Here is a 22,257-nt window from a genome sequence, read left to right as displayed (position 1 = left end):
TGAACCACTGTGGCCCTCTCAGACGCCATAGCGCTCGGTGCGGATGATTTCCGCTGGTATGCCGGCGTCGATCAGCGCCCGGGCAGCCGCCGAGACGAAGGTGTTCGACCCGCAGACGAAGGCGAGCGCCGGCGGCCGCGGCAGCCGCGTGAGCGCCTGCATGACCATTGCCGTGTCGATGCGCCTCGAATAGTCGGACGGGCGCCGTGCCGCCTCGCGCGTCAGCGTAAGCACCAGCTCGAACCCGTCGCGGCGGTCACCGAGACCGATCAGCTCGTCGCGGAAGATCACCTCGTCCCAGACCCGCACCGAAAACATCAGCGCCACCGGCACCGCCGATTTGCGCAAGGTTCGATGCCGCACCATCGCCATCAGCGGCACCACGCCGGAGCCGCCGCCGACCAGAAGCAGCGGCCCGCCATCCCCATCGGACCAGACGAAATGGCCGCCGAGCGGCCCGCGCAGTTCGATCTCGTCACCGACCGCGGCGATGTCGTGGAAGAAGGGCGAGACTTCACCGTCGTCGAGCTTCTCGATCGCCAGCTCGATCGTGGCGCCGCTCTCCGGCGCCGAGGCGATGGAATAGGAGCGGCGCGCCTGGTAGCTGTCAGGCGCCGTCAGCCTGACGTCGACATGCTGTCCGGCGCGATAGGCGAATGGCCGTGACAGCGCGAAGAAGAAACTGGTGACGCGTGGCGTCCGCTTTTCGATCCGGGTGATTTTCGCCGTCTGCCAGGGAGATTGCGGCGCTTCGCTCATGGATCGCCGCTATAGCGCTGCTCGCGCCACGGGTCGCCATAGATGTGATAGCCGCGCAATTCCCAGAAGCCCGGCTCGTCGCGCTCGGTGAACTGCAGCCCGTTCAGCCATTTGGCCGATTTCCAGAAATAGAGATGCGGCACCAGGAGCCGCGCCGGGCCGCCATGGTCGGCAGTGATCGGCTTGCCTTCATAAAGGAGCGCCACCATCGCCTTCCCCGCGGTGAGATCCTTGGCCGGCACGTTGGTGGTGTAGCTGTCATAGCCATGCGCCAGCAGGAAGCCGGTCGGCGCTTCGATACCGGCATCGGCAAGGATGTCGTCGACCAGCACGCCTTGCCAGGCGGTATCGAACTTGGTCCAGGCGGTAACGCAATGGATGTCGCGCGTCATCTTGGTCAAGGGCAGCGCGTTGAACTCGGCCCAGTTCCACTTCTTGATCGGGCGTGGCCCGTGCCTGAGCGTGAACGACCAGTCCTCGGTGCGCACGCGCGGCGTCGGCCCCGCCGACAGCACCGGAAAGCCCTGTTCGAGATACTGACCGGGCGGAATGCGCGCATCGGTCTCCGTCGGAGGCTTTCGACCGGAGGAAAAACCGCGAGTGACCATTTGACTGTCCGTTTTTAGCAGGCCATTGCCGGCCTGCCGTAATGTTCTCGAAGATGTCGCGGCGGGCAACAGGAATTTCGGCGGCCGTGCGGCAGGCCTGTCGGTGGTCCGGCGAGCCTGCCATGATGTCTCAACCGGCGGCGAAGGATACGGCGACGAAGATTTGCGCGTCGCCGCGATCGATCAAAAGCAGCACCGACTTCCGGCCCGATCTGCCGGCCTCGGCGATCGCCTGGTTGGCTTGCCGCGCATTCCGCACCGGCGACTGGTCGACGGCGACGATGACGTCGCCCGGCTGCAGGCCGGCATTGGCGGCTGCCTTGTCCGGACGCTCGACCACGGCGCCACGCTGGTTCCGATCACAATGTCGTCAGCGGCCTTCGGTGCGCCTGAGATAGGTTGTGGCGATCTCGCGCATCCGGTTGCCGTCGAAGCTCGGCCCATGGCCGCCATGGCCGAGACGGACAGGCAGATCGAGGAGCCGCTGCATGGTACGGCGATAATCAGGCCGGCAGGAATCCGGCAGGTCGTCGATCAGCATGGAATCGTAGATGGCGTCGCCGGCAAAGAACAACCCGTCCGTCTCTTCGAACAAAGCGATCGAATCCGGCGAATGTCCGGGCAGATGCAGGACGCGGAACTGCCGGTCGCCGAGGTCGACGATGTCGCCCTCGTCCAGCGTGCGCGTCAGCGGCGCCGGCGGGATCTTGTAGTCGGCCGCCGTCCAGCCCGGCGCCGGCAATTTCGAAACGGCGCCGTCGAGATTGTTGAACATGTAGGCGTAGGTCACCTGATCGTTCATGGTCTCGAAATGCTCGGCACTGTGCCGCGGCCCGGCGCGCAGCGGAAACTCGTGCAGCGAGCCGACATGGTCGAGATGGATGTGGGTGGCGACAACGATGAGCGGCTTGCCCTCGGGCGTGTCGATCTCAGGCGCCAGCGGGCAGATGCCCATGCCGGTGTCGACCAGCAGGTCGGCGTCGCGTCCCCTGAAATGCCAGATGTTGGCGCGCACGAAATCATGCACGAACGGCTCGGTCAGCATCGTCGTGCGGTCGTCGATGATCGTCTTGCCGAACCAGTCGCCGACAACGCGCTCGCCACCAAAACGGGTGCCGCCAAAACGGCCGCCCATCAGACGAAGGGCTTTCCCACCTTGTATTTTTCCGGCACCAGCCGCTTCAGGTAAGCCATGCCCGCTTCCGACAGCTGGTTGACATCGGGCTTCATGAAATCGTCGGGCATATGGCGCGTCTTGCCGGCGACGTTCTTCAGCGGCACCTTCTTCAGCACGGTTTTCGTGCCGTCATATTGCAGCGCCACCGAGCCACCGCCTTCGCCGGCAACGGCAACCGCGAAGGCGCCGGCGTCGAAAGCCTCCTGCGCGTCGACGGCGCTGATCGCGCCGACATAGCCGCGCGGCATGTAGCCAAGCGCATCGACGCGGGCGCGCTTGCCCGGGAGGCCTTCGGCGAGCGCACGTTCCAGAGCTGACGGCAGGTCGCTGCCCGACAGTTTGACGTTGCCATGCGCGTCGCGCTCGAGCTTCTCCGGCGGCACCAGGCTTTCGACCAGCGCCTTGCCGTCGGCGGTGCTGACACCTTCGGAGACGGCGACGATGCAACGCTTGTGGCGGTCGAGCGTGGCGCGCACGTCGTCGATGAAACCGGCGGCGGAGAACGGCCGTTCCGGCACGTAGACCAGATGCGGGCCGCTGTCGGGATCGAGCTGCCAGGCTGCAGCCGCCGCGGTGAGGAAGCCGGCATGCCGACCCATTACGATGCCGACATAGATGCCGGGCAATGCGCGGAAATCGAGATCGACGGACAGGAAGGCGCCGGCGACGAATTCGGCCGCCGAGATGAAGCCCGGCGTGTGGTCGTTTTCCTCGAGGTCGTTGTCGATGGTTTTTGGCGCATGGACGAAAGCAATGCTGCCGCCGGCGGCGTCGGTCAGAATCTGCTGCGTGCCCGACGTGTCGTTGCCACCGATGTAGATGAAAGCGTCGGCGCCGGCCTTCTTCAACCCGTTGAGGATGACTTCGCAATAGGCGGCATCCGGTTTGTCGCGCGTCGAGCCGAGGGCTGCACTCGGCGTGCCGGCGATCAGCCGCAGCCGGTCCTCGGGGATGGCGGAGAGGTCTACATAGTTGCCGTCACGAATGCCGCGCACGCCGTGGAGCGAGCCCAGCACCTTGGCGCCGGGATGGCGCTTGCGGATTTCCAGCGTGGCCCCGACAACCGTCTGGTTGATGACGGCGGTCGGGCCGCCGCCCTGTGCGATGACAAACGTTCCAGCCATGCTCGATCTCTCCCGGCGCTGTGGTTTTCAAGGCACCTTGGCCTAGCTTGCCGCATCGCGCAACGGGAGTTTCCAGCGGCGCCAAACCGCCGCACAGGATCAGACGACCACGACCGGGTTCTTCTTGGAAACGCGGCTGTAGAGGTCGATGATATCCTGGTTGATCAGGCGCACGCAGCCCGACGACATCGCCTGGCCGATGCTCGCCCATTCCGGCGAACCGTGTATGCGGTAGCCGGTGTCCTTGCCGTCCTGGTAGATGTAGAGGGCGCGTGCGCCGAGCGGGTTGGTGAGGCCACCGGGCTGGCCGTTTTGCCATTTCACCAGTTCCGGCTTGCGCTGGATCATCTCCGGCGGCGGCGTCCAGGTCGGCCATTCCTTGCCGTACTGGATGTTGGCGCGGCCGGACCAGCGGAAGCCGTCCTTGCCGATGCCGACGCCGTAGCGGATGGCGTCGCCGCCCTCCTGCACCAGATAGAGCTTTCGCTCCTGCAGATGGACGACAATCGTGCCGGGCGCCTCGCCGGTCTCGTTGACGACGATCTGGCGGCGGAACTCCGGCTTGACCTTCTGATAGGGCACCGCCGGCACTTCGAAGCCGCCATCGTTGAGCGAAGCGTACATGACATCGGGGCCGGTGACGTTCTTGTCGACGCTGATCGCCGGACGGATCGGCCGCACCGAGCCGGTGACCGTGTCATCCAGCTGGAATTGCGGCAGCTCGAGCGTCGAAGTGCTGCAGCCGGCCATGCCGAGCAGCGTCATGGCGCCGGCCCCTGACAGGACGAAGCGGCGGGAATAGAGATGTTCGGTCTCGTTTGCGTCGCCATTTGCTGGCGGCGTCACATTCTGCGGCAACTCACGCATGCACCCAAACCCTACGCTGTCGGCGGGAAACACGGTCCGGCCGGATAGCAGGCAGTTTCGCCAAACATGGTTGAAAAAGGGTGAAGGCCCAACGACCGGTCTTAAGCCTGTGCCGCCAATAGCCGCAGCGATCTGGCGAAATGGTCCGCCGTGCATTTTTGGGAGAGGGCTCTTTACATTCCTCCGCACACGAGGATTTATCCTTTTCTTTGCGCTCAAGGAGACAAAGATGTCGTTCGAAAACTGGGCCGCCTTCGCCGCCGCCTCCACCGTTCTGCTCATCATTCCCGGCCCGACCATTCTTCTGGTCGTGTCCTATGCGCTGGGCCAGGGCTGGCGCACCGCCTTGCCGATGGCCGTCGGCGTGGCGCTGGGCGACTTCACCGCCATGACCCTGTCGATGCTGGGCATCGGCGCGCTGCTGGCCGCGTCGGCGACCGTGTTCACCATTCTGAAGCTGATCGGCGCCTGCTATCTGATCTATCTCGGGGTAAAACTGTTTCGCGCCGGCGGCGCGCTCAAAGCCGAACCACGCACAGATGCCGTCTCGGCCGCCAAGATGATGGCGCACGCCTGGCTGGTCACCGCACTCAACCCGAAGAGCATCACCTTCTTCGTCGCCTTCCTGCCGCAGTTCCTCAACCGGGAAGCCGATTTCTGGACACAGATGCTGATCTTCGAAGCGACCTTCCTGGCGCTCGCCTTCGCCAATGCCTTCGGCTACGCGCTGATCGCGGCGCGCGCCCGCAACGTCGTACGCAACCCCAAGGCGATCCGCATCTTCAACCGCACCGGCGGCACGCTGCTGGTCGGCGCCGGGATCGCCACGGTGGCGATGCGCTCGGGCAATTAGGAACTGCGGAGCATCAGGGCCGATATGGCAGTAAGAGATCCATTCGGCCTAATGTTTTCGGGCGCGACCGAGGCCGGGTTTTCACCCTACAGCCAGGCCGTGCATGAATTGCAATGCTTCGTCGGCGACCCGGTCGGCTCCGTTGACCGCGCCATATCGGCGGATCCCGGTTTCGTCATGGCGCATGTCTTCAAGGGGTATCTGTTCGGCCTCGCCACCGAACGCGAGGCAACGGCGGTCGCCCAGGAATGCCATGCTGCGGCACTGCCGCTTGCCGCGACGCCGCGCGAACAGGCGCATGTGGCGGCCCTTGGCCACCTTGCCGAGGGACGCTGGCATGACGCCGCGCGCCTGCTCGAAGATATCGCCATCGACAACCCGCTCGACGCGGTGGCGTTGCAGGTCGGCCACCAGATCGACTTCTTCACCGGCAATGCCCGCATGCTGCGCGACCGTATCGGCCGCGCGCTACCGTCCTGGCAGAGCGGCATGCCAGGTTATCACGCCATTATCGGTATGCAGGCCTTCGGTCTCGAGGAGATGGGCGACTATGTCAGAGCCGAAAGTTTCGGCCGACAGGCGATCGAGATCGAGCCGCGAGACGGCTGGGCGCAGCATGCGGTCGCCCATGTCATGGAGATGCAGAGCCGGCAACGGGACGGCATCGCCTGGATGCGCGCCGACCCCGAGGCGTGGACGAAGGAAAGCTTCCTGCAGGTGCATAATTGGTGGCATCTGGCGCTGTTCCACTACGATCTCGGCGAGACCGACGAGGTGCTCAAGCTCTATGACGGGCCGATCTATGGCGAGCGTTCGACGCTGGCGCTGAACATGATCGACGCCTCTGCGATCCTGTGGCGGCTTTATCTCGGCGGTGTCGATGTCGGCGACCGCTGGGCAGCGCTCGCTGCCAACTGGGCGCCGAAGGCTGGAGCCGGCAATTACGCCTTCAACGATGCGCATGCGATGATGGCATTCGTCGGCGCCGGTCTCGAAGCGCCGGTCAAGATCTTGCTCGAAGCCCAGCACGAGGCGATGCGCGGCAGCGACGACAACGCCGCCTTTACCCGGGATGTCGGCCAGCCACTGACGGAAGGCATCAAGGCATTCGGCGAGGGCAATTATAGCGAAGCGGTGCGCCTGATCCGACCGATCCGCGCCATTGCCCATCGCTTTGGCGGCAGCCACGCCCAGCGCGATGTGATTGATCTCACGCTGATCGAGGCGGCGTTGCGCGCCGACGACACGGCGCTTGCCTGGGCGTTGACGGCCGAGCGCGCACTGGTCCGGCCGGACAGTCCGCTGTCGGCGCTGTTTTCGCAACGCGCCGCCAATTTGTCAGAGAATTGACCCGCGGCGGATCTTGTTTTAAAAACTGGCAAGCCAGATTTTTTCGAGACCCGAAAAAATTAATGGCGATGGGAGGAATGCATGTATCTCGGCCTCGATCTCGGCACGTCGGGCGTCAAGGCGCTGTTGATCGATGCCGGGCAGAAGATCATCGGCTCCGGCCATGCTTCGCTTGACGTATCGCGGCCGCATCCCGGCTGGTCCGAACAAAACCCCGCCGACTGGATCCGCGCCTGCGAGACGGCCATTGCCGAGCTGAAAGCCTCGCACCCGAAAGAGCTTGCCGCAGTCAAAGGCATCGGCCTTTCCGGCCATATGCATGGCGCCACCTTGCTCCACGCCGGCGACCAGGTGCTGCGCCCCTGCATTCTGTGGAACGATACGCGCAGCCACGCCGAGGCCGCGGCGCTCGATGCCGACCCTCGCTTTCGCCAACTCACCGGCAACATCGTCTTCCCCGGCTTCACGGCGCCGAAACTCGCCTGGGTGAAGAACAATGAGCCCTCCGTCTTCGCCAAAGTGGCGAAGGTGCTTTTGCCGAAGGATTTCCTGCGGCTGTGGCTGACCGGCGAGCATATCTCAGAAATGTCCGACTCGGCCGGCACCTCCTGGCTCGATGTCGGCAAACGGCGCTGGTCCCCCGAATTGCTTGCGGCGACATCGCTCGACGAAAGGCAGATGCCGTCGCTGGTCGAAGGCACGGAGAAGGCCGGCGCCTTGCGCGCCGAACTGGCCGCCAGCTGGGGCATAGCATCGGGCACCCCGGTTGCCGGCGGCGCCGGCGACAATGCTGCTTCGGCCTGCGGCATGGGCACGGTCGGCGCCGGCCATGCCTTCGTGTCGCTTGGCACATCCGGCGTGCTGTTTGCCGCCAACGCGTCCTATTTGCCCAATCCGGCCAGCGCGGTGCACACCTTCTGTCACGCGCTGCCAAACACCTGGCACCAGATGGGCGTCATCCTGTCGGCGACCGATTCGCTGAACTGGCTGTCGGAGATTTCAGGCAAGAAGGCCGGCGAATTGACCGCCGAACTTGGCGATGTGCTGAAAGCGCCTAGCGGGGTGTCGTTCCTGCCCTATCTCTCGGGCGAGCGCACGCCGCACAATGATTCCGCCATTCGTGGGTCCTTCACCGGACTGGCGCATGAATCCGGGCGCGCAGTGCTGACGCAGGCCGTGCTCGAGGGCGTCGCCTTCGCATTCCGCGACAGTCTCGAAGCCTTGAAGACCGCCGGCACGGATTTGACGCGGGTGACGGCAATCGGCGGCGGCTCGCGCTCGCGCTACTGGCTGAAGGCGATCGCTACGGCGCTGCAGGTGCCCGTGGACATTCCGGCCGACGGCGATTTCGGTGCTGCCTTTGGCGCGGCGAGGCTTGGTCTGATCGCGGCGACAGGGGCTGATCCGCTGGCGGTGTGCACGGCGCCTAGGACGGATGCGACGATCGAGCCGGATGCTGCGCTTGGCGGGGCGTATGCCGATGCGTACCAGCGCTACCGGGCGCTATACCCGGCGATCAAAGGCATGACCGCGTGAGTCGGCGCGAGGCACCCCCCTCTGCCCTGCCGGGCATCTCCCCCGCAAGGGGGGAGATCGGCAGCGTCGGCGGGTATGCCAGTCTTGTAAGGTGGGTGATTAGCGAAGGCGTGGATGCCAGCCAATCTCCCTCCTTGCGGGGGAGATGCCCGGCAGGGCAGAGGGGGGTGTCTCGCGCCACCCTTAATCGATCACTGCGCCGGCACCTTGTCGAGAAACCCGGTGACGCTCTTCAGGCGCCCATTTTCGATAACACCGATATCGGTGCCTTCGATAACCGACGGCACGCCTTCCGGCCCAAGGTTCCACGAGAAGCGGATGCGGTCGCCAAACCCGTCCGGCTGGCCCCTCAGCGAGAACCGGAAGCCGGCGAAGCGCTGCTGTACGCCGTCGATCAGCCCAGCAACGCCGGCGTGGCCGTCGCCCTGCATGAGCGGATCGCGGTAGCTGACGTCTTCGGTGAAGGTGGCCTTGAGCAGTTCGGCACGGCGATCCGCATCGGCCTCGTTCCAGGCGGTGATGTAGTTCTGGGCGATCGTGTTGAGGTCGGTCATGGTCTGTCTCCTTCGTTGAGTGGCTTTGACACGAGGCTTTTCACCCCAAGCGAGAGCGAAACCAATTACGCCTGAGGTAATCAGGGTGAACTATTCGAGAGAGGACAGAAATCATGAGCAGCGGATTTTTCGGCGACATCAAAGCGATCAAGTATGAGGGGCCGGATTCGATCAACCCGCTGGCCTACCGCTTCTACAATCCCGACGAGGTGGTGGCCGGCAAACGGCTGGAAGACCATCTGCGCTTCGCCGTCGCCTACTGGCATTCTTTCGCCTGGCCGGGCGGCGATCCCTTTGGCGGCCAGACCTTCGACCGGCCCTGGTTTCCCAAGGCTGGCGGCGTCGACACGATGGAACTGGCCAAGCTGAAAGCCGACGTCGCCTTCGAGATGTTCTCGCTGCTCGGCGCCCCCTATTTCTGCTTTCACGACGCCGACGTGCGGCCCGAAGGAAAGGATTTCTCCGAAAGTGCCGCGCGGCTCGACGAGATCGCCGACTATTTTGCCGCCAAGATGAAGAAGACCGGCGTCAAGCTGCTCTGGGGTACGGCCAACCTGTTCTCCAACCGCCGCTTCATGTCGGGCGCCGCCACCAATCCCGATCCGGATGTCTTCGCCTATGCGGCGGCGACGGTGAAAAGCTGCATCGACGTCACCAAGCGGCTGAAGGGCGAGAATTATGTACTGTGGGGCGGGCGCGAGGGCTATGAAACGCTGCTCAACACCGATCTTGCCCGCGAGCAGGAGCAGGCCGGGCGCTTCCTCAGCCTGGTCGTCGACTACAAGCACAAGATTGGCTTCAAAGGCACGATCCTGATCGAGCCGAAACCGCAGGAGCCGACCAAGCATCAGTACGACTACGACGTCGCCACGGTCTACGGTTTCCTCAAGCGCTTCGGGCTGGAGAAGGAAGTGAAGCTTAACATCGAGCAGGGCCACGCGATTCTCGCCGGCCATTCCTTCGAACACGAGCTGGCGCTGGCCAATGCGCTCGGCGTCTTCGGCTCGATCGACATGAACCGCAACGACTACCAGTCGGGCTGGGACACCGACCAGTTCCCCAACAATGTGCCGGAGATGGCGCTGGCCTATTACCAGGTGTTGCAGGCCGGCGGCTTCAAGACCGGCGGCACCAATTTCGACGCCAAGCTGCGCCGCCAGTCGCTCGACCCGCAGGACCTGCTGATCGGCCATATCGGCGGCATGGATTCCTGCGCACGAGGCCTCAAGGCAGCCGCGAAGATGGTCGAGGACAAGGCGCTGTCGGGTCCGCTGGCCGAGCGCTATGCCGGTTGGAACACGGCCGAGGGCAAGGCGATGCTGTCGGGCAAGCGCTCGCTGGAAGACATCGCCGAGCGCGTGGTGAAGAAGAAGATCGAGCCGCAGCCACGCTCCGGCCGCCAGGAGTTGCTGGAAAACATCGTCAACCGCTACGTCTGAGGGCGGAAAGCCGATTCGTTGTGCTCAAGGGTGGCTGGATAACATTCCGGCCGCCCCGGAACGGGGTTTGCGCAAGACCCTATCCGACGACAAGGGTTTGCCCTTTGGCGCCCCTCAATGACCTCGCTCTTGCCTTCAAACTGCCGTCACGTATCTCGTATAAGGATGCGGTTGTGGCGGGTGAAAAGGAAGGAGGCGAACCGATATGCAGCATGAACGCGAAATCGACGCCCTGCTCTCATCCGGCGAGACCGGATCGATCATCGACCGGCTGATGGCGCTGCCGCGGCCGACCGACAGCGTGAAAAACGAATGGGATCGTGCTGTCAGCAGCCGATTTGAAGTCCGTCTGGCGAGGCAGATGCGCTCGCAGATGGACGCCGGCAGCGATCGACAGAACGCAGCCTGATCTCCCTTTGTCTGTGCATGTCGTTATCCCAAAACCGCGACACACTTTTGGGCGACATGCATCAACCTCGGCGCAGCCTGACCGGGGCTTCGCCGAACGCTCTTGAAAACGCTCTGGAAAATGCCGCGGCGGACGAGAACCCCGTCCGCCCGGCAATATCCGCCATGGCGATCCGCGTGTCGACCACCAGCCGCCGCGCCGCGCCCAGCCGCAGCCTGAGATAATATGCGCCCGGCGTCTCGCCGATCGACTTGCGAAAAATGCTCTCCAATGTCCGCGCCGTCACCCCGGCGCGTTTTGCCACCGCGTCGATGGTCAGCGGCTGGTCGACATGCGATTCCATCAGCCGGATAGCCTGCGCCAGACGCGGGTCGTAGCCGTCGAGCCGGCCGAGCGAGACCAGCGGCTGCGCGTCGGTCGCGGCGCGCGCCTGGTCGTAGATGAAGACGCTGGCGACATCGAGCGCGACGGCCATGCCGAGCCGGGTGCGGATCAGATGCAGCATCAGGTCGAAGGTCGGCGACGCCCCGCCCGAGGTGAACACCGGTCCGTCGATGACGTAGCGGTCCGGACGCACGTCGACGCCGGGAAAGGCGGAGGAAAAATCCTCCATGTCTTCCCAATGGGTGGTGGCGCTGCGGCCTTCGAGGAGGCCGGCGCGCGCCACCAGCCATGTGCCGGCCTCGACGCCGCCGCAGGCGCGAGCCGCGCGGGCCGCTCGCCGTAATCCGGAAAGCAGAGCCGATGTCGCGTAATTCTGGGTGCCGAAGCCGGCGACGACGACAAGCACGTCGGTCGGCTCGGCCGCATCGAAGCGGCCCCTGACCGCCACCGGCAGGCCGCATGTGGTGACCGGCGCCTCGCCGGTGACCGAGACCAGTTTGAAATCGAACAGCGTCTCGCCGGAAATGCGATTGGCGGCGCGCAGCGGGTCGACGGCCGACGCCACGCACATGATGGACGAGCCTGAAAACACCAGCAGCGTCACCTTGAGCGGCGATCGCTCGGCGCGAAAGATGGTCGGTTTTTCGCTCTTGATCATGAGAGCTTCGTAAATCGCAAAACAGTTTCCGGCAAGTCGGGCATTGTTGGGTCTGTTTCTATGGGAGGAGATGTCCATGCCGCTCGCGATGAACCGTGAGGTTTTCATTACCTGTGCCGTGACCGGGTCCGGCGGCTCGCAGGACCGCTCCCCGCATGTGCCACGCTCGCCCAAGCAGATCGCCGATTCGGCGATCGATGCGGCCAAGGCCGGTGCCGCCATCGTCCACTGCCATGTCCGCGACCCCGAGACCGGCAAGCCGCGCCGCGATATCCATCTCTACCGCGAAGTGACGGACCGCATCCGCGCGGCAGAAGTCGATGTGATCCTGAACCTGACCGCCGGGATGGGCGGCGACATGGTGTTCGGCTCACCGGAAGCGCCGCTGCCGCTCAATGAAAACGGCACCGACATGGGCGGCGCCACCAACCGCATGGAACATGTGCGCCAGTGCCTGCCGGAAATCTGCACGCTGGATTGCGGCACCATGAACTTCGCCGAGGCCGATTATGTCATGACCAACACGCCCGGCATGCTGCGCGCCATGGGCGGCATGATGACGGCGCTCGGCGTCAAGCCGGAGATCGAAGCCTTCGATACCGGCCACCTCTGGTTCGCCAAGCAGCTGGTCGAAGAAAAGGTCTTGAATCCCGACGCGCTGGTGCAGCTCTGCATGGGTGTGCCGTGGGGGGCGCCGGACGACCTCAACACCTTCATGGCCATGGTTAACAACGTGCCGTCGACCTGGAACTGGTCGGCCTTCGCCATCGGCCGCAACCAGATGGCCTATGCAGCCGCTGCAGTGCTCGCCGGCGGCAATGTCCGCGTCGGTCTCGAAGACAATCTCTGGCTCGACAAGGGCGTGCTGGCCACCAATGCGCAACTGGTCGAGCGCGCCGCCAGCATCGTCACCAATCTCGGCGCCAGGATTCTGGGACCCGAGGAAGTGCGCAGGAAGCTCAACCTCACCAAGCGGGCGCCGATCGCAGCGGCTGCTTAAGACGGGAGCGGATCATGGCTACCGTCAAATTCACTGCGATGAAGGATGGCGACAGGCAAGACTATGAGTTCCTGACCGCCCATGAGATCGACTATGCCGCCAGGACCGGCGAGCGGCTGCTCGACGCACTGGTGCAACTCGACGAAGGCCTGTCGGGCTACAAGATCACCAGGCTCGGCCATTCGCTGCAGGCGGCGACGCGGGCCTGGCGTGACGGCGCCGACACCGACTGGATCGCCTGCGCGCTGCTGCACGACATCGGCGACATCTACGCTCCCTACAATCACGACGAATACGCCGCCTCGATCCTGAAACCTTTCGTGCGCGAGCAATGCACCTGGGTGGTGGAAAAGCATGGCGACTTCCAGCGGCTCTATTACGCGCATCATCTCGGCGGCAACCGCCACGCTCGCGACCGCTTCGCCGGCCATGCCTATTTCGACGATTGCGACCAGTTTTGCGAACGCTGGGACCAGTCGAGCTTCGACCCGGACTACGACACGCTGCCGATCGAATTCTTCTGGCCCTTCGTGCTCGAAGTCTTCGCCCGCAAGGCCTACGACCCCTTCGTGATCCGCTCCGGCGAGCGCGTGCCTCTCATCGACCCCGAAACCGCCAAGACAAGAACCGGAGCCTGACCATGAGCATCATCAACAAGGCAGCCGCCATTGGCGGCGGTGTCATTGGCGCCGGCTGGGTGGCGCGGCTGCTGCTCAACGGCATCGACGTGTCGATCTTCGATCCCGATCCGGAGGCATCGCGCAAGGTCTCGGAAGTGATGAAGGGCGCGCGCCGCGCCTACAAGCAGATGGTTCCAGGCGGCCTGCCCAGGGAAGGCAGACTGACCTTTGCCAAGACCATCGCCGAGGCGGTGGCCGACGCCGATTTCATCCAGGAGAGCGTGCCGGAGCGGCTCGACCTCAAACACCGCGTGCTGGCCGAGATCGACCTTTATGCGCCGGCGAACGCCATAGTCGGCTCGTCTACCTCCGGCATCAAGCCGACCGACATGCAGGTCGCGATGAAGAAGCATCCGGAGCGTCTGGTTGTCGGACATCCCTTCAACCCGGTCTACCTGCTGCCGCTGGTCGAGATCGTCGGCGGCGAGCAGACGTTCCCCGAAGCGATCGAGGTTGCCAAGGAAATCTATGCCTCGATCGGCATGAAGCCGGTGGTGATCCGTAAGGAGATCGAGGCCTTTGTCGGCGACCGCCTGCTGGAGGCGGCGTGGCGCGAGGCGCTGTGGCTGATCAAGGACGGCATCTGCACCGTTGAGGAACTCGACGACATCATGCGCTATGGCTTCGGCCTGCGCTGGGCTCAGATGGGCATGTTCCAGGTCTACCGCGTCGCCGGCGGCGAGGCCGGCATGCGCCACTTTATGGCGCAGTTCGGGCCGTGCCTGAAATGGCCGTGGACCAAGCTGATGGACGTCCCGGAGTTCAACGACGAGCTGGTTGATCTGATCGCCACCCAGTCGGACGACCAGGCGCATGGCCTGTCGATCCGTGAGCTGGAAAAGATCCGCGACGACAATCTGGTCGCGATTATGGATGCTCTGTCGAAACAGAACAAAGGCAAGGGCTGGGGCGCCGGCGCCTTGCACAAGGACTATACCAGGCAATTGGCCAAGCTGGCGGCGAAGAAGCCGGCCGCATCCAGGGCCGCCGAGAAGTCCAAGGCATCCAAGCCGGTAAAGAAGGCGGAAAAACCGAAGAAAAAGAAGAAGGGCTGAAGACCATGGATTTCGGGCTGTCGGAGGAACAGAAGCTCATTGTCGAGACGACGCGCGCTTTCGTCGAGAACGAGCTTTACCCGCATGAACGCGAGGTCGAGCGCACCGGCGTGCTGCGCCGCGAGCTGATCGAGGAGATCAAGGTCAAGGCAATCGAAGCGGGGCTCTATGCGGCCAACATGCCGGCCGATGTCGGTGGCGCCGGCCTCGATACGGTGACTTGGCTGCTCTACGAGAAGGAACTCGGCCGCGCCAACTATGCGCTGCACTGGACCTGCGTCGCGCGCCCCTCCAACATCCTGCTCGCCGGCACGCCCGAGCAGCGCGAAAAGTACCTGTTCCCGTGCATCCGCGGCGAGAAGTGGGACTGCCTGGCGATGACCGAGCCCGGCGCCGGCTCCGACCTGCGAGGCATGAAGGCGACCGCGGTGCAGGACGGCCACGACTGGGTCCTTAACGGCACCAAGCATTTCATCTCCCATGCCGATCTTGCCGATTTCGCGATTTGTTTCATGGCTTCGGGCGAGGAAGAAACGCCGCGCGGCAAGCGCAAGAAGATCACCGCCTTCTTCGTCGACAAGGGCACCAAGGGGTTCACCGTGCGCGACGGCTACCGCAACGTCTCGCATCGCGGCTACACCAACGCCATCCTCGAATTCGACGATTGCCGCCTGCCGGCAAGCCAGGTGCTGGGTGAGGTCCACAAGGGCTTCGACGTCGCCAATTCCTGGCTCGGCGCCACGCGCCTGCAGGTCGGCGCCACCTGTCTCGGCCGCGCCGAGCGGGCGCTCGGTCATGCCATCGAATATTCCGCGCAGCGCCAGCAGTTCGGCCAGCAGATCGGCAAGTTCCAGGGCGTGTCGTTCAAACTCGCCGACATGGCGACCGAATTGAAGGCGGCGGACCTGATGGTGTTCGAAGCCGGCTGGAAGTACGATCAGGGCACCGTCACCGATCAGGACATGGCCATGGCGAAGCTGAAGGCTACCGAAATGCTCGCCTTCGTTGCCGACGAAGCCATCCAGATCCATGGTGGCATGGGGCTGATGGACGACCTGCCGTTGGAACGCATCTGGCGCGACGCCCGCGTCGAGCGCATCTGGGAAGGGACGTCGGAAATCCAGCGCCACATCATTTCGCGGGCGCTGCTGCGCCCGTTCGGGGCATAACCCATGCACAAGCTCGAGCGTCTGTTGCGCCCAAAATCCATCGCGGTGTTCGGCGGGGCCCAGGCCGCCGCCGTCGTCGCCCAATCGATCAAGATGGGCTTTGTCGGCGAAATCTGGCCGGTGCATCCGAACAAGGACGAGGTCGCCGGCCGCAAGGCCTATCGCTCGGTCGCCGAATTGCCCGGGGCGCCCGACGCCGCCTTTGTCGGCGTCAACCGGCATCTCACCATCGAGGTAATCAAGGCGCTGGCTGAGCGCGGCGCCGGCGGCGCCGTCTGTTTTGCCGCGGGCTTTCTCGAGACCGAGGCCTATGACGACGACGGCGAGCGGCTGCAGGCCGAACTGGTGGCCGCGGCCGGCCAGATGCCGATCATCGGGCCGAACTGCTACGGCCTGATCAACTATGCCGATGGCGCGCTGTTGTGGCCCGACCAGCATGGCGGCATCCGGCTGCCCGAAGGCGCCAAAGGCGTCGCCATCATCACCCAGTCCTCCAACATCGCCATCAACATGACGATGCAGAAGCGCGGCCTGCCGATCGCCTTCCTGATGACCGCCGGCAACCAGGCGCAGACCGGCCTCTCCGAAATGGCGCTTGGCCTGATCGAGGATGAGCGCGTCACCTCGCTCGGCCTGCACATCGAAGCCTTCGATTCGGTAGCCGGCTTCGAGAAGCTGGCCGCGCGCGCGCGCGAACTGAAGAAGCCGATCATCGCCATGAAGGTCGGTCGCTCCGAACAGGCGCGGCAGGCGACGGTCTCGCACACGGCATCGCTGGCCGGCTCGGACGCTGCCTCGGGCGCATTCCTGCGGCGGCTCGGAATTGCCCGCGTCGATTCCATCCCCGCTTTCATCGAGGCGCTGAAGCTGCTGCATGTCACCGGGCCGCTGCCCGGCTATCGTCTGTCGTCGATGAGCTGCTCCGGCGGCGAAGCCTCGGTCATGGCCGACAGCGCCGAAGGCCGCTGGGTCAATTTCCCGGAGCTCACCAGCAAGCACCGCGCCCATGTCAAATCGACGCTCGGGCCGCTGGTCGCGGTCGCCAACCCGTTGGACTATCACACCTTCATCTGGAACAACGAACCGGCGATGACCGCCACCTTCACCGCCATGGTGTCGGGCGGCTTCGACCTCAACATGCTGGTGCTCGACTTTCCACGCCCCGACCGCTGCTCGGTCACCGACTGGTGGGCGACGCTGCGCGCCTTCGAATCGGCGCTGAAGACCAACAATGCGCATGGTGCGATCGTCTCCTCGCTGCCGGAGAACCTGCCGGAGGAATACACCGCCGAACTGATGGCGCGCGGCATGGTGCCGTTGTTCGGCATTTCCGAGGCCATGGACGCCGCAGGCGCGGCAGCCTTCATCGGCTGGGCCTGGGCCGAGCCGCAGGCGCAGCCGATCGACACCACGGCTGCAGGTGCGGCCGGAGGCGACCATGTCACGCCTGATGAGGCCGAGGCCAAGGCGCGGCTGATCGAGGCCGGCTTGCCGGTGCCGAAGGCCGAACGCGCCGCCAATGCCGTCGAAGCGGTGATTTCGTCGATGGCGCTCGGCTTCCCGGTGGCGTTGAAGGCGCTTGGCGTCACCCACAAGTCGGAGGTCGGCGCTGTCAGGCTTAACCTCAAGGACGCCGAATCCGTCAGCACCGCGGCGCACGATCTCTTGCCGCTCGGCACCGGGCTCTATGTCGAGCGCATGGTGCGCGACGGCGTCGCCGAGCTGATTGTCGGCTTTACCCGCGACCCGATGTTCGGCGCCGTCATGACGCTGGGAACTGGCGGCGTGCTGGTCGAGCTGTTGCGCGACAGCGTGACCTTGATGCTGCCGGCAACGCGCGACGATATCGAGGCGGCGCTACGCGGCCTGAAACTGTTCCCTCTGCTTGAGGGCTATCGCGGCCGGCCGAAGGCCGATGTCGCCGCGGCCATCGACGCCATCGCAGGCATTGCCGGCTTCGTGCAGAAGAATGCCGGCGAGATCGAGGAACTCGACATCAACCCGCTGATCGTCTGCGCCGAAGGCAAGGGCGCCTGGATTGCCGACGCGCTGCTGGTGCTGGGAGAGAAGAAGAATGTCTGACGTCATTTCAACTCGCCGCGAAGGCACCATCCTCGAGGTCACGCTCGACCGGCCCAAGGCCAACGCCATCGACCTGAAAACGTCGCGGCTGATGGGCGAGACCTTCAAGGCGTTCCGCGACGATCCGGAACTGCGCGTCGCCATCGTCAAGACCGCCGGCGACAAGTTCTTCTGCGCCGGCTGGGATTTGAAGGCAGCAGCCGGTGGCGATGCGGTCGACGGCGACTATGGCGTCGGCGGCTTTGCCGGCCTGCAGGAGCTGCGCGACATGAACAAGCCGGTGATCGCCTGCGTCAACGGCATGGCGGTGGGCGGCGGCTTCGAATTGGCGCTGTCCTGCGACCTCATCTTCGCCTCCGACCATTCCTCCTTCGCCCTGCCCGAAATCCGCGCCGGCACGCTGGCGGATGCCGCGACGATCAAGTTGCCGAAGCGCATTCCCTATCACGTCGCCATGGACCTCTTGCTCACCGGCCGCTGGATGGATGTGGCGGAAGCGCATCGCTGGGGCCTGGTCAACGAAGTGCTGCCCAAGGACAAGCTCGAGGAGCGCGTCTGGGAGATCGCCCGGCTGCTCGCCAGCGGCCCGCCGCTGGTGTTTGCCGCGATCAAGGAGACGGCGCGGGTGGCCGAGGCGCTGACCTTCCAGGACGCGATGAACCGCGTGACGCGTCGGCAATTGGCGACGGTCGATGCGCTGTATGGCTCGGAGGACAATATGGAAGGGTTTCGTGCGTTCGCGGAAAAGCGCGACCCGGTGTGGAAGGGGAAGTAGCCTCTTTACCCTCCCCTCGATGGGGAGGGTCGGACCGAAGGTCCGGGGTGGGGTGATGCGCCACCACCCCCCACCCGCCGCTTCGCGGCGACCTCCCCCATCAAGGGGGAGGTAAAGGAGCTGCATGACCGACTACAAAACCCTCATCGACGCCGAGACCTGGGCCTTCATCGAGAAGACCAACTCCTACTATCCTCCCGACACGATCGACTACACCATCGCCCAACAGCGTGCGATCTATGACAGGATGTGCCGCGAGTTTTTTGCCGGCTATCCCGATGGCGTGACGGCGGAAACGACAATCATTGCCGCCCACGACATCCCGATCCGCATCTATCGCTCTGCCTCACCCAACCGGGACGCGATGGTGCTTTACATCCATGGCGGCGGCTTCATCCTCGGTGGGCTGGACAGCCATGACGATGTCTGCGCCGAGCTGTGCGCCCGGACCGGCTTCGAAGTGGTCTCCATCGGCTACCGGCTGGCGCCAGAGCATCTGCACCCTGCCGCCTTCGACGATGCGCTGCATGCCTTCGAATGGGCGGCCTCGAACTACGACTGCCCTATTTTGCTCTGCGGCGACAGCGCCGGCGGCAATCTCTGCGCGGCTGTCGCCCACGCAACGCGCAGCCATGTCAAAAAGCCGATCGGCCAGGTGCTGATCTATCCCGGCCTCGGCGGCGACCGTTCGCAAGGCTCCTATTTGACGCATGCGGAAGCGCCGATGCTGACGGTGCGCGATCTCGACTTCTACAGGGATATCCGCACCGGCGGCGTCGATGGGACCGGCGACATCACTTTGTATCCAATGGCCGACGCAGATTTTACCGGCCTGCCACCGACAGTGCTGATCACCGCTGAGTGTGACCCACTGTCGTCGGACGGCGAGGCCTATCGCGACCGCGTCCTCGCTGCCGGCGGCCATGCCACCTGGTTCGAGGAGCCGGGACTGGTGCACGGCTATCTCCGGGCCAGGCACACGGTTGGCCGGGCCCGCGCCAGCTTCAACCGTATCGTCGAGGCGGTGTCGGTGCTGTGCAGAGGCGACTGGATCTGGTGAACGGCTCAGCCGCGGACAAAGGCGATCAGCGTCTCGGCCATGCGCTCGGGGCGCACCTTGGTGGTGCCGGGCTCGAACTCGACCATGCGGTTGTAGAGAGCGGTGACCGAGGCGTCGCGGGATCCGGAGGCGAGTGCGGGATCGAACGTATCGGGGCTAACCTCGGTGCAGTAGACCAAGGTCTTGGCTAAGGATTGATGGACCGGCAACGCACATGGAAAAAGCGCCGCCAGCAATAGAACGAAGTGCCTGCGTGTCATGATACCCCCCAGGGTTGGGAAGACGCTAGCAGAAGCCGGCACTGACGGTAAGTAAGCCGGCCGGTCTTTCGCGCGCCAAGACTGTTTTCCACATTGAGTTGACACAAGGAATTAGCCGCGCCTCTGTGAAATGGCGGACAGACCCGGCCGCCGTTTTGCATGAACCTTTCTGCTCCAGCCGGCGACTGACGACCAGGCGCCGCATGGTGCGGGCCGGAAAGGATGCCCCATGACCAGGACCCCAGAGGCTCCACGGTCTCCGGGACCAACGCAAGCTCAGCGCGACCACCGCCTTCGGGATGGAGTCGATGCGCTGGGCTTTCGGCTGATTCCGTTGACCCTGCGCAGGAGCAGGCGTATCGTGAAGATGAGGAAAGCAGACAATTCGATCAGGGACGAACGTGCCGGAACGCCGCGCCTTGCCCTGTTTCGCGCGGCCGGACCGGATGTTCCTCCCGAAAACTTCGGGGGGAGTTTTATGTCCTGCGATCGCGGCGCGTCCATGTCGTTTCCAAGCGGTTTCCGCCGTTCGCTCCATCTGGGCGGCGGTTTGCTTGCCCTGGCGCTGAGCGCCACGCTCTGGTTGGGCACAGCCGCCCAAGCGCAGGAAACCCAGATCGTCTATCCCGGCTCGATGGCGGTCACCGGATTTTCCGGCACCGTCATTCCCAATTTCGACTCTGCCGATTCCGAAAGGGGGGGGCTGCCGCCCGGCGTCGACCCGGTCGACGAAACCTTCATCGACACGACGCGCGCCACCTTGCGCGTCTTCGACGTTTCGGCGCTCGGCGGACCGGCTTCCGGCCAGCTCGTCTACACGCCGCCGCCTTTCGAGGTGACGGCCGAACAGATCGGCCAGGTGTTCGCCATTACCTATGATGACGGTGTGCGCGACGGCGTTCCCACGGGCGTCCCCAACCTCTATGCCGGCGCGACCTCGCTGCACGGCATCCGTATCGTCACCCCGGACGAAGATGCCGACGGTCGGCCCGAGCGACAGCGCCGCGGAACCGCAGGCGCCGTCTTCATGGACGGCCAGTTCGGCACCGAAAGCGGTGGCGGTCCGGGCACGATCTGGAAGATCGACGGCATCACCGGCGCGGTCTCCAAATTCGCCGACATTGACACCAACAGCGGTTCCGGCATCGGCGACATCAGCTTCGACAGCAATCACCGCGAGTTCTTCGCCAGCGACCTCGACACGGGCTTCATCCACCGCCTCGACGCCAACGGCACGCTGATCGACACATTCGATCACGGCGTTGCCGGGCGGCCGGCGCATGGGCTGGCTCCCGTCGCCGATGACGGTGCGGTGATGGACATACAGGGTGCTGCCTTCGACTCGGAAGACCCCGACACATGGGGCTACACGCAGGACGAACGCCGCGTCTGGTCCGTCGCCTATCATGGCGGCCGGCTCTATTATTCGGTCGGCGAAAAGGCCGAGATCTGGTCGGTTGGCATTGCCCGCGATGGCAGCTTTGCCGGTGATCCGCGCTGGGAGCTGACGGTCAAGGCCGACAAGGACTACGCCGTCACCGACATCGCCTTCGACAACCAGGGCTTCATGTATCTGGCGCAGCGCGGCCCGGTCGAGAATCGCTACGATTACAGCCAGTTCGCCGATTCCGGCAAGGGCGAGGTCATCCGCTACTGGCGCGAAAACCCGGACGATCCGGCGACGGAATCGGTCTGGGTGGAAGAGCCGCAGGAATATGCGGTCGGCTTCCCGCAAGGCAACCGGCAGTCGGCCGGTGGGCTCGACCTGCAATATGGCTATGACGCCGACGGCAATCTCGACACCGGCGTGTGCACCGACACGCTGGTCAACACCGGCGACAAGCTGCGCGACAACCCGACACTTGCCGACCAGCTCGCCGCCGGCGGGCCGCTTGCCGTGCACGGCGTGCAGATCACGCCGACGCCGTTGGTCAAGCCGGCCAACGTGCCGCCTTTCGGCTCGTGGTTCGTCGACTTCGACGGCTATTTCGAAGACCCAGAAGTGGAAGGCCATGTCGGCGACGTCGAGGTCTGGCACCCCTGCGACGGCCGTGCCGGCTATTATGAAGAGATCCCCGGCGGTTATCTGCCGCCGTTCTATCCGCCGGGCTTCCCACCGCCCGGCGATCTGCCTCCGTGCATCGATGTCGAGGATGTTCAGTTCTACTGCACGCCTCGCGGCCTCCAGGCCGACCTCTATCTCCATGACCATGCCGGCTTTGGCGGCGATTCGATCAAAGTCCAGTCCATGACACCAGGCGTCGGGGTGACATCACCCCAGTCGCATGCTCACGGCAAGCCTTACACGGTCGACATCACCGGCCATTCTCCGGGCGACAGAGTCGATGTTGGACTTTGCTTCTACAGGCAGTCCGACAAGGACAAGGGTGGCTACTACCCTTGCTGCAAGATGACTCTGCCGCTCAGAACCCCAGCCGTCAGCTGCGAACGTTGAGGA

21 protein-coding genes and 1 pseudogene are annotated in these 22,257 nt (G+C 64.5%); 13 read left to right on the top strand and 9 right to left on the bottom strand.

Annotated features, from left to right (window positions below; translation table 11 throughout):
• Positions 1-18 precede the first annotated feature (18 nt).
• The 6 genes and pseudogenes from ACYG9R_RS08575 to ACYG9R_RS08550 form a co-directional block, all read right to left on the bottom strand.
• Positions 19-759, bottom strand: coding sequence for an FAD-binding oxidoreductase (locus tag ACYG9R_RS08575; RefSeq protein WP_023823858.1), 741 nt, complete (start codon positions 757-759; stop codon positions 19-21).
• Entirely contained in the window at positions 756-1,367 is a 612-nt protein-coding gene (locus tag ACYG9R_RS08570) for a molybdopterin-dependent oxidoreductase (RefSeq protein WP_023823857.1), read from the bottom strand. The genes ACYG9R_RS08575 and ACYG9R_RS08570 overlap by 4 nt, the downstream gene beginning before the upstream one ends.
• A gap of 130 nt (positions 1,368-1,497) precedes the next feature.
• Positions 1,498-1,722: pseudogene (locus tag ACYG9R_RS08565) on the bottom strand (PDZ domain-containing protein); the annotation flags it as partial.
• Between the two features lie 15 nt (positions 1,723-1,737).
• Positions 1,738-2,502 carry an MBL fold metallo-hydrolase gene (locus ACYG9R_RS08560; RefSeq protein ID WP_050588119.1) on the bottom strand — a complete coding sequence of 255 codons (765 nt, stop codon included), beginning with the start codon at positions 2,500-2,502 and terminating at the stop codon, positions 1,738-1,740.
• Positions 2,502-3,668, bottom strand: a complete 1,167-nt coding sequence (locus tag ACYG9R_RS08555; RefSeq protein ID WP_023711298.1) for a diphosphate--fructose-6-phosphate 1-phosphotransferase — start codon at positions 3,666-3,668, stop codon at positions 2,502-2,504. The genes ACYG9R_RS08560 and ACYG9R_RS08555 overlap by 1 nt, the downstream gene beginning before the upstream one ends.
• A 99-nt stretch (positions 3,669-3,767) precedes the next feature.
• A complete protein-coding gene (locus ACYG9R_RS08550; RefSeq protein ID WP_023668871.1) occupies positions 3,768-4,535 on the bottom strand; it encodes a L,D-transpeptidase in 768 nt (255 codons plus the stop codon).
• 229 nt (positions 4,536-4,764) lie between these two features.
• Between ACYG9R_RS08550 and ACYG9R_RS08545 the strand changes: the two genes are divergently transcribed.
• The 3 genes from ACYG9R_RS08545 to xylB all read left to right on the top strand — a co-directional run bounded on the left by ACYG9R_RS08545 (position 4,765) and on the right by xylB (position 8,274).
• Positions 4,765-5,388 carry a LysE family translocator gene (locus tag ACYG9R_RS08545; protein WP_023696914.1) on the top strand — a complete coding sequence of 208 codons (624 nt, stop codon included), beginning with the start codon at positions 4,765-4,767 and terminating at the stop codon, positions 5,386-5,388.
• 24 nt (positions 5,389-5,412) lie between these two features.
• Positions 5,413-6,738 carry a tetratricopeptide repeat protein gene (locus ACYG9R_RS08540; protein ID WP_023823856.1) on the top strand — a complete coding sequence of 442 codons (1,326 nt, stop codon included), beginning with the start codon at positions 5,413-5,415 and terminating at the stop codon, positions 6,736-6,738.
• Between the two features lie 81 nt (positions 6,739-6,819).
• Entirely contained in the window at positions 6,820-8,274 is a 1,455-nt protein-coding gene (xylB, locus tag ACYG9R_RS08535; RefSeq protein ID WP_023823855.1) for a xylulokinase, read from the top strand.
• 191 nt (positions 8,275-8,465) lie between these two features.
• On the opposite strand, the gene ACYG9R_RS08530 is transcribed toward xylB, so the two are convergent.
• Positions 8,466-8,828: a nuclear transport factor 2 family protein gene (locus tag ACYG9R_RS08530; RefSeq protein WP_023806199.1), complete on the bottom strand. Its 363-nt coding sequence runs from the start codon at positions 8,826-8,828 to the stop codon at positions 8,466-8,468.
• 113 nt (positions 8,829-8,941) lie between these two features.
• Between ACYG9R_RS08530 and xylA the strand changes: the two genes are divergently transcribed.
• Both xylA and ACYG9R_RS08520 read left to right on the top strand, forming a co-directional pair.
• The gene (gene xylA / locus ACYG9R_RS08525) at positions 8,942-10,267 is read left to right on the top strand and encodes a xylose isomerase (RefSeq protein ID WP_023703616.1); all 1,326 of its coding nucleotides are present in this window, start codon (positions 8,942-8,944) and stop codon (positions 10,265-10,267) included.
• A gap of 205 nt (positions 10,268-10,472) precedes the next feature.
• Positions 10,473-10,676, top strand: a complete 204-nt coding sequence (locus ACYG9R_RS08520; protein ID WP_023668865.1) for a hypothetical protein — start codon at positions 10,473-10,475, stop codon at positions 10,674-10,676.
• A 61-nt stretch (positions 10,677-10,737) separates the two neighbouring features.
• On the opposite strand, the gene ACYG9R_RS08515 is transcribed toward ACYG9R_RS08520, so the two are convergent.
• Positions 10,738-11,718: a GlxA family transcriptional regulator gene (locus tag ACYG9R_RS08515; RefSeq protein ID WP_023736239.1), complete on the bottom strand. Its 981-nt coding sequence runs from the start codon at positions 11,716-11,718 to the stop codon at positions 10,738-10,740.
• Between the two features lie 76 nt (positions 11,719-11,794).
• Between ACYG9R_RS08515 and ACYG9R_RS08510 the strand changes: the two genes are divergently transcribed.
• From ACYG9R_RS08510 to ACYG9R_RS08480, 7 genes are all read left to right on the top strand, one after another.
• Complete coding sequence (locus ACYG9R_RS08510) at positions 11,795-12,718, top strand: beta-keto acid cleavage family enzyme (protein WP_023738056.1); 924 nt, start codon at positions 11,795-11,797, stop codon at positions 12,716-12,718.
• A gap of 14 nt (positions 12,719-12,732) precedes the next feature.
• On the top strand, positions 12,733-13,356 hold the full coding sequence (locus ACYG9R_RS08505) for an HD domain-containing protein (RefSeq protein WP_023715529.1): 624 nt from the start codon (positions 12,733-12,735) through the stop codon (positions 13,354-13,356).
• 2 nt (positions 13,357-13,358) lie between these two features.
• Positions 13,359-14,453 (top strand): carnitine 3-dehydrogenase, encoded by a 1,095-nt coding sequence (locus ACYG9R_RS08500; protein WP_023696920.1) that lies wholly within the window; start codon positions 13,359-13,361, stop codon positions 14,451-14,453.
• A gap of 5 nt (positions 14,454-14,458) precedes the next feature.
• Complete coding sequence (locus ACYG9R_RS08495) at positions 14,459-15,622, top strand: acyl-CoA dehydrogenase family protein (RefSeq protein ID WP_023694246.1); 1,164 nt, start codon at positions 14,459-14,461, stop codon at positions 15,620-15,622.
• A 3-nt stretch (positions 15,623-15,625) separates the two neighbouring features.
• A complete protein-coding gene (locus ACYG9R_RS08490; protein ID WP_023823854.1) occupies positions 15,626-17,704 on the top strand; it encodes an acetate--CoA ligase family protein in 2,079 nt (692 codons plus the stop codon).
• Positions 17,697-18,479: a carnitinyl-CoA dehydratase gene (locus ACYG9R_RS08485; RefSeq protein ID WP_023819477.1), complete on the top strand. Its 783-nt coding sequence runs from the start codon at positions 17,697-17,699 to the stop codon at positions 18,477-18,479. The genes ACYG9R_RS08490 and ACYG9R_RS08485 overlap by 8 nt, the downstream gene beginning before the upstream one ends.
• 124 nt (positions 18,480-18,603) lie before the next feature.
• Entirely contained in the window at positions 18,604-19,539 is a 936-nt protein-coding gene (locus ACYG9R_RS08480) for an alpha/beta hydrolase (RefSeq protein ID WP_023823853.1), read from the top strand.
• A 5-nt stretch (positions 19,540-19,544) separates the two neighbouring features.
• Here the strand turns inward: ACYG9R_RS08480 and ACYG9R_RS08475 are convergent, their stop codons facing one another.
• On the bottom strand, positions 19,545-19,799 hold the full coding sequence (locus ACYG9R_RS08475) for a hypothetical protein (protein WP_196813587.1): 255 nt from the start codon (positions 19,797-19,799) through the stop codon (positions 19,545-19,547).
• 502 nt (positions 19,800-20,301) lie between these two features.
• On the opposite strand from ACYG9R_RS08475, the gene ACYG9R_RS08470 reads away from it, so the two are divergent.
• A complete protein-coding gene (locus ACYG9R_RS08470) occupies positions 20,302-22,254 on the top strand; it encodes an NHL repeat-containing protein (protein WP_245260051.1) in 1,953 nt (650 codons plus the stop codon).
• Positions 22,255-22,257: the final 3 nt, after the last annotated feature.

Source organism: Mesorhizobium sp. RSR565B (assembly GCF_054719465.1).
Note: the sequence above shows the minus strand (reverse complement) of the source record. Positions and strands in the feature narration are given on the sequence as shown.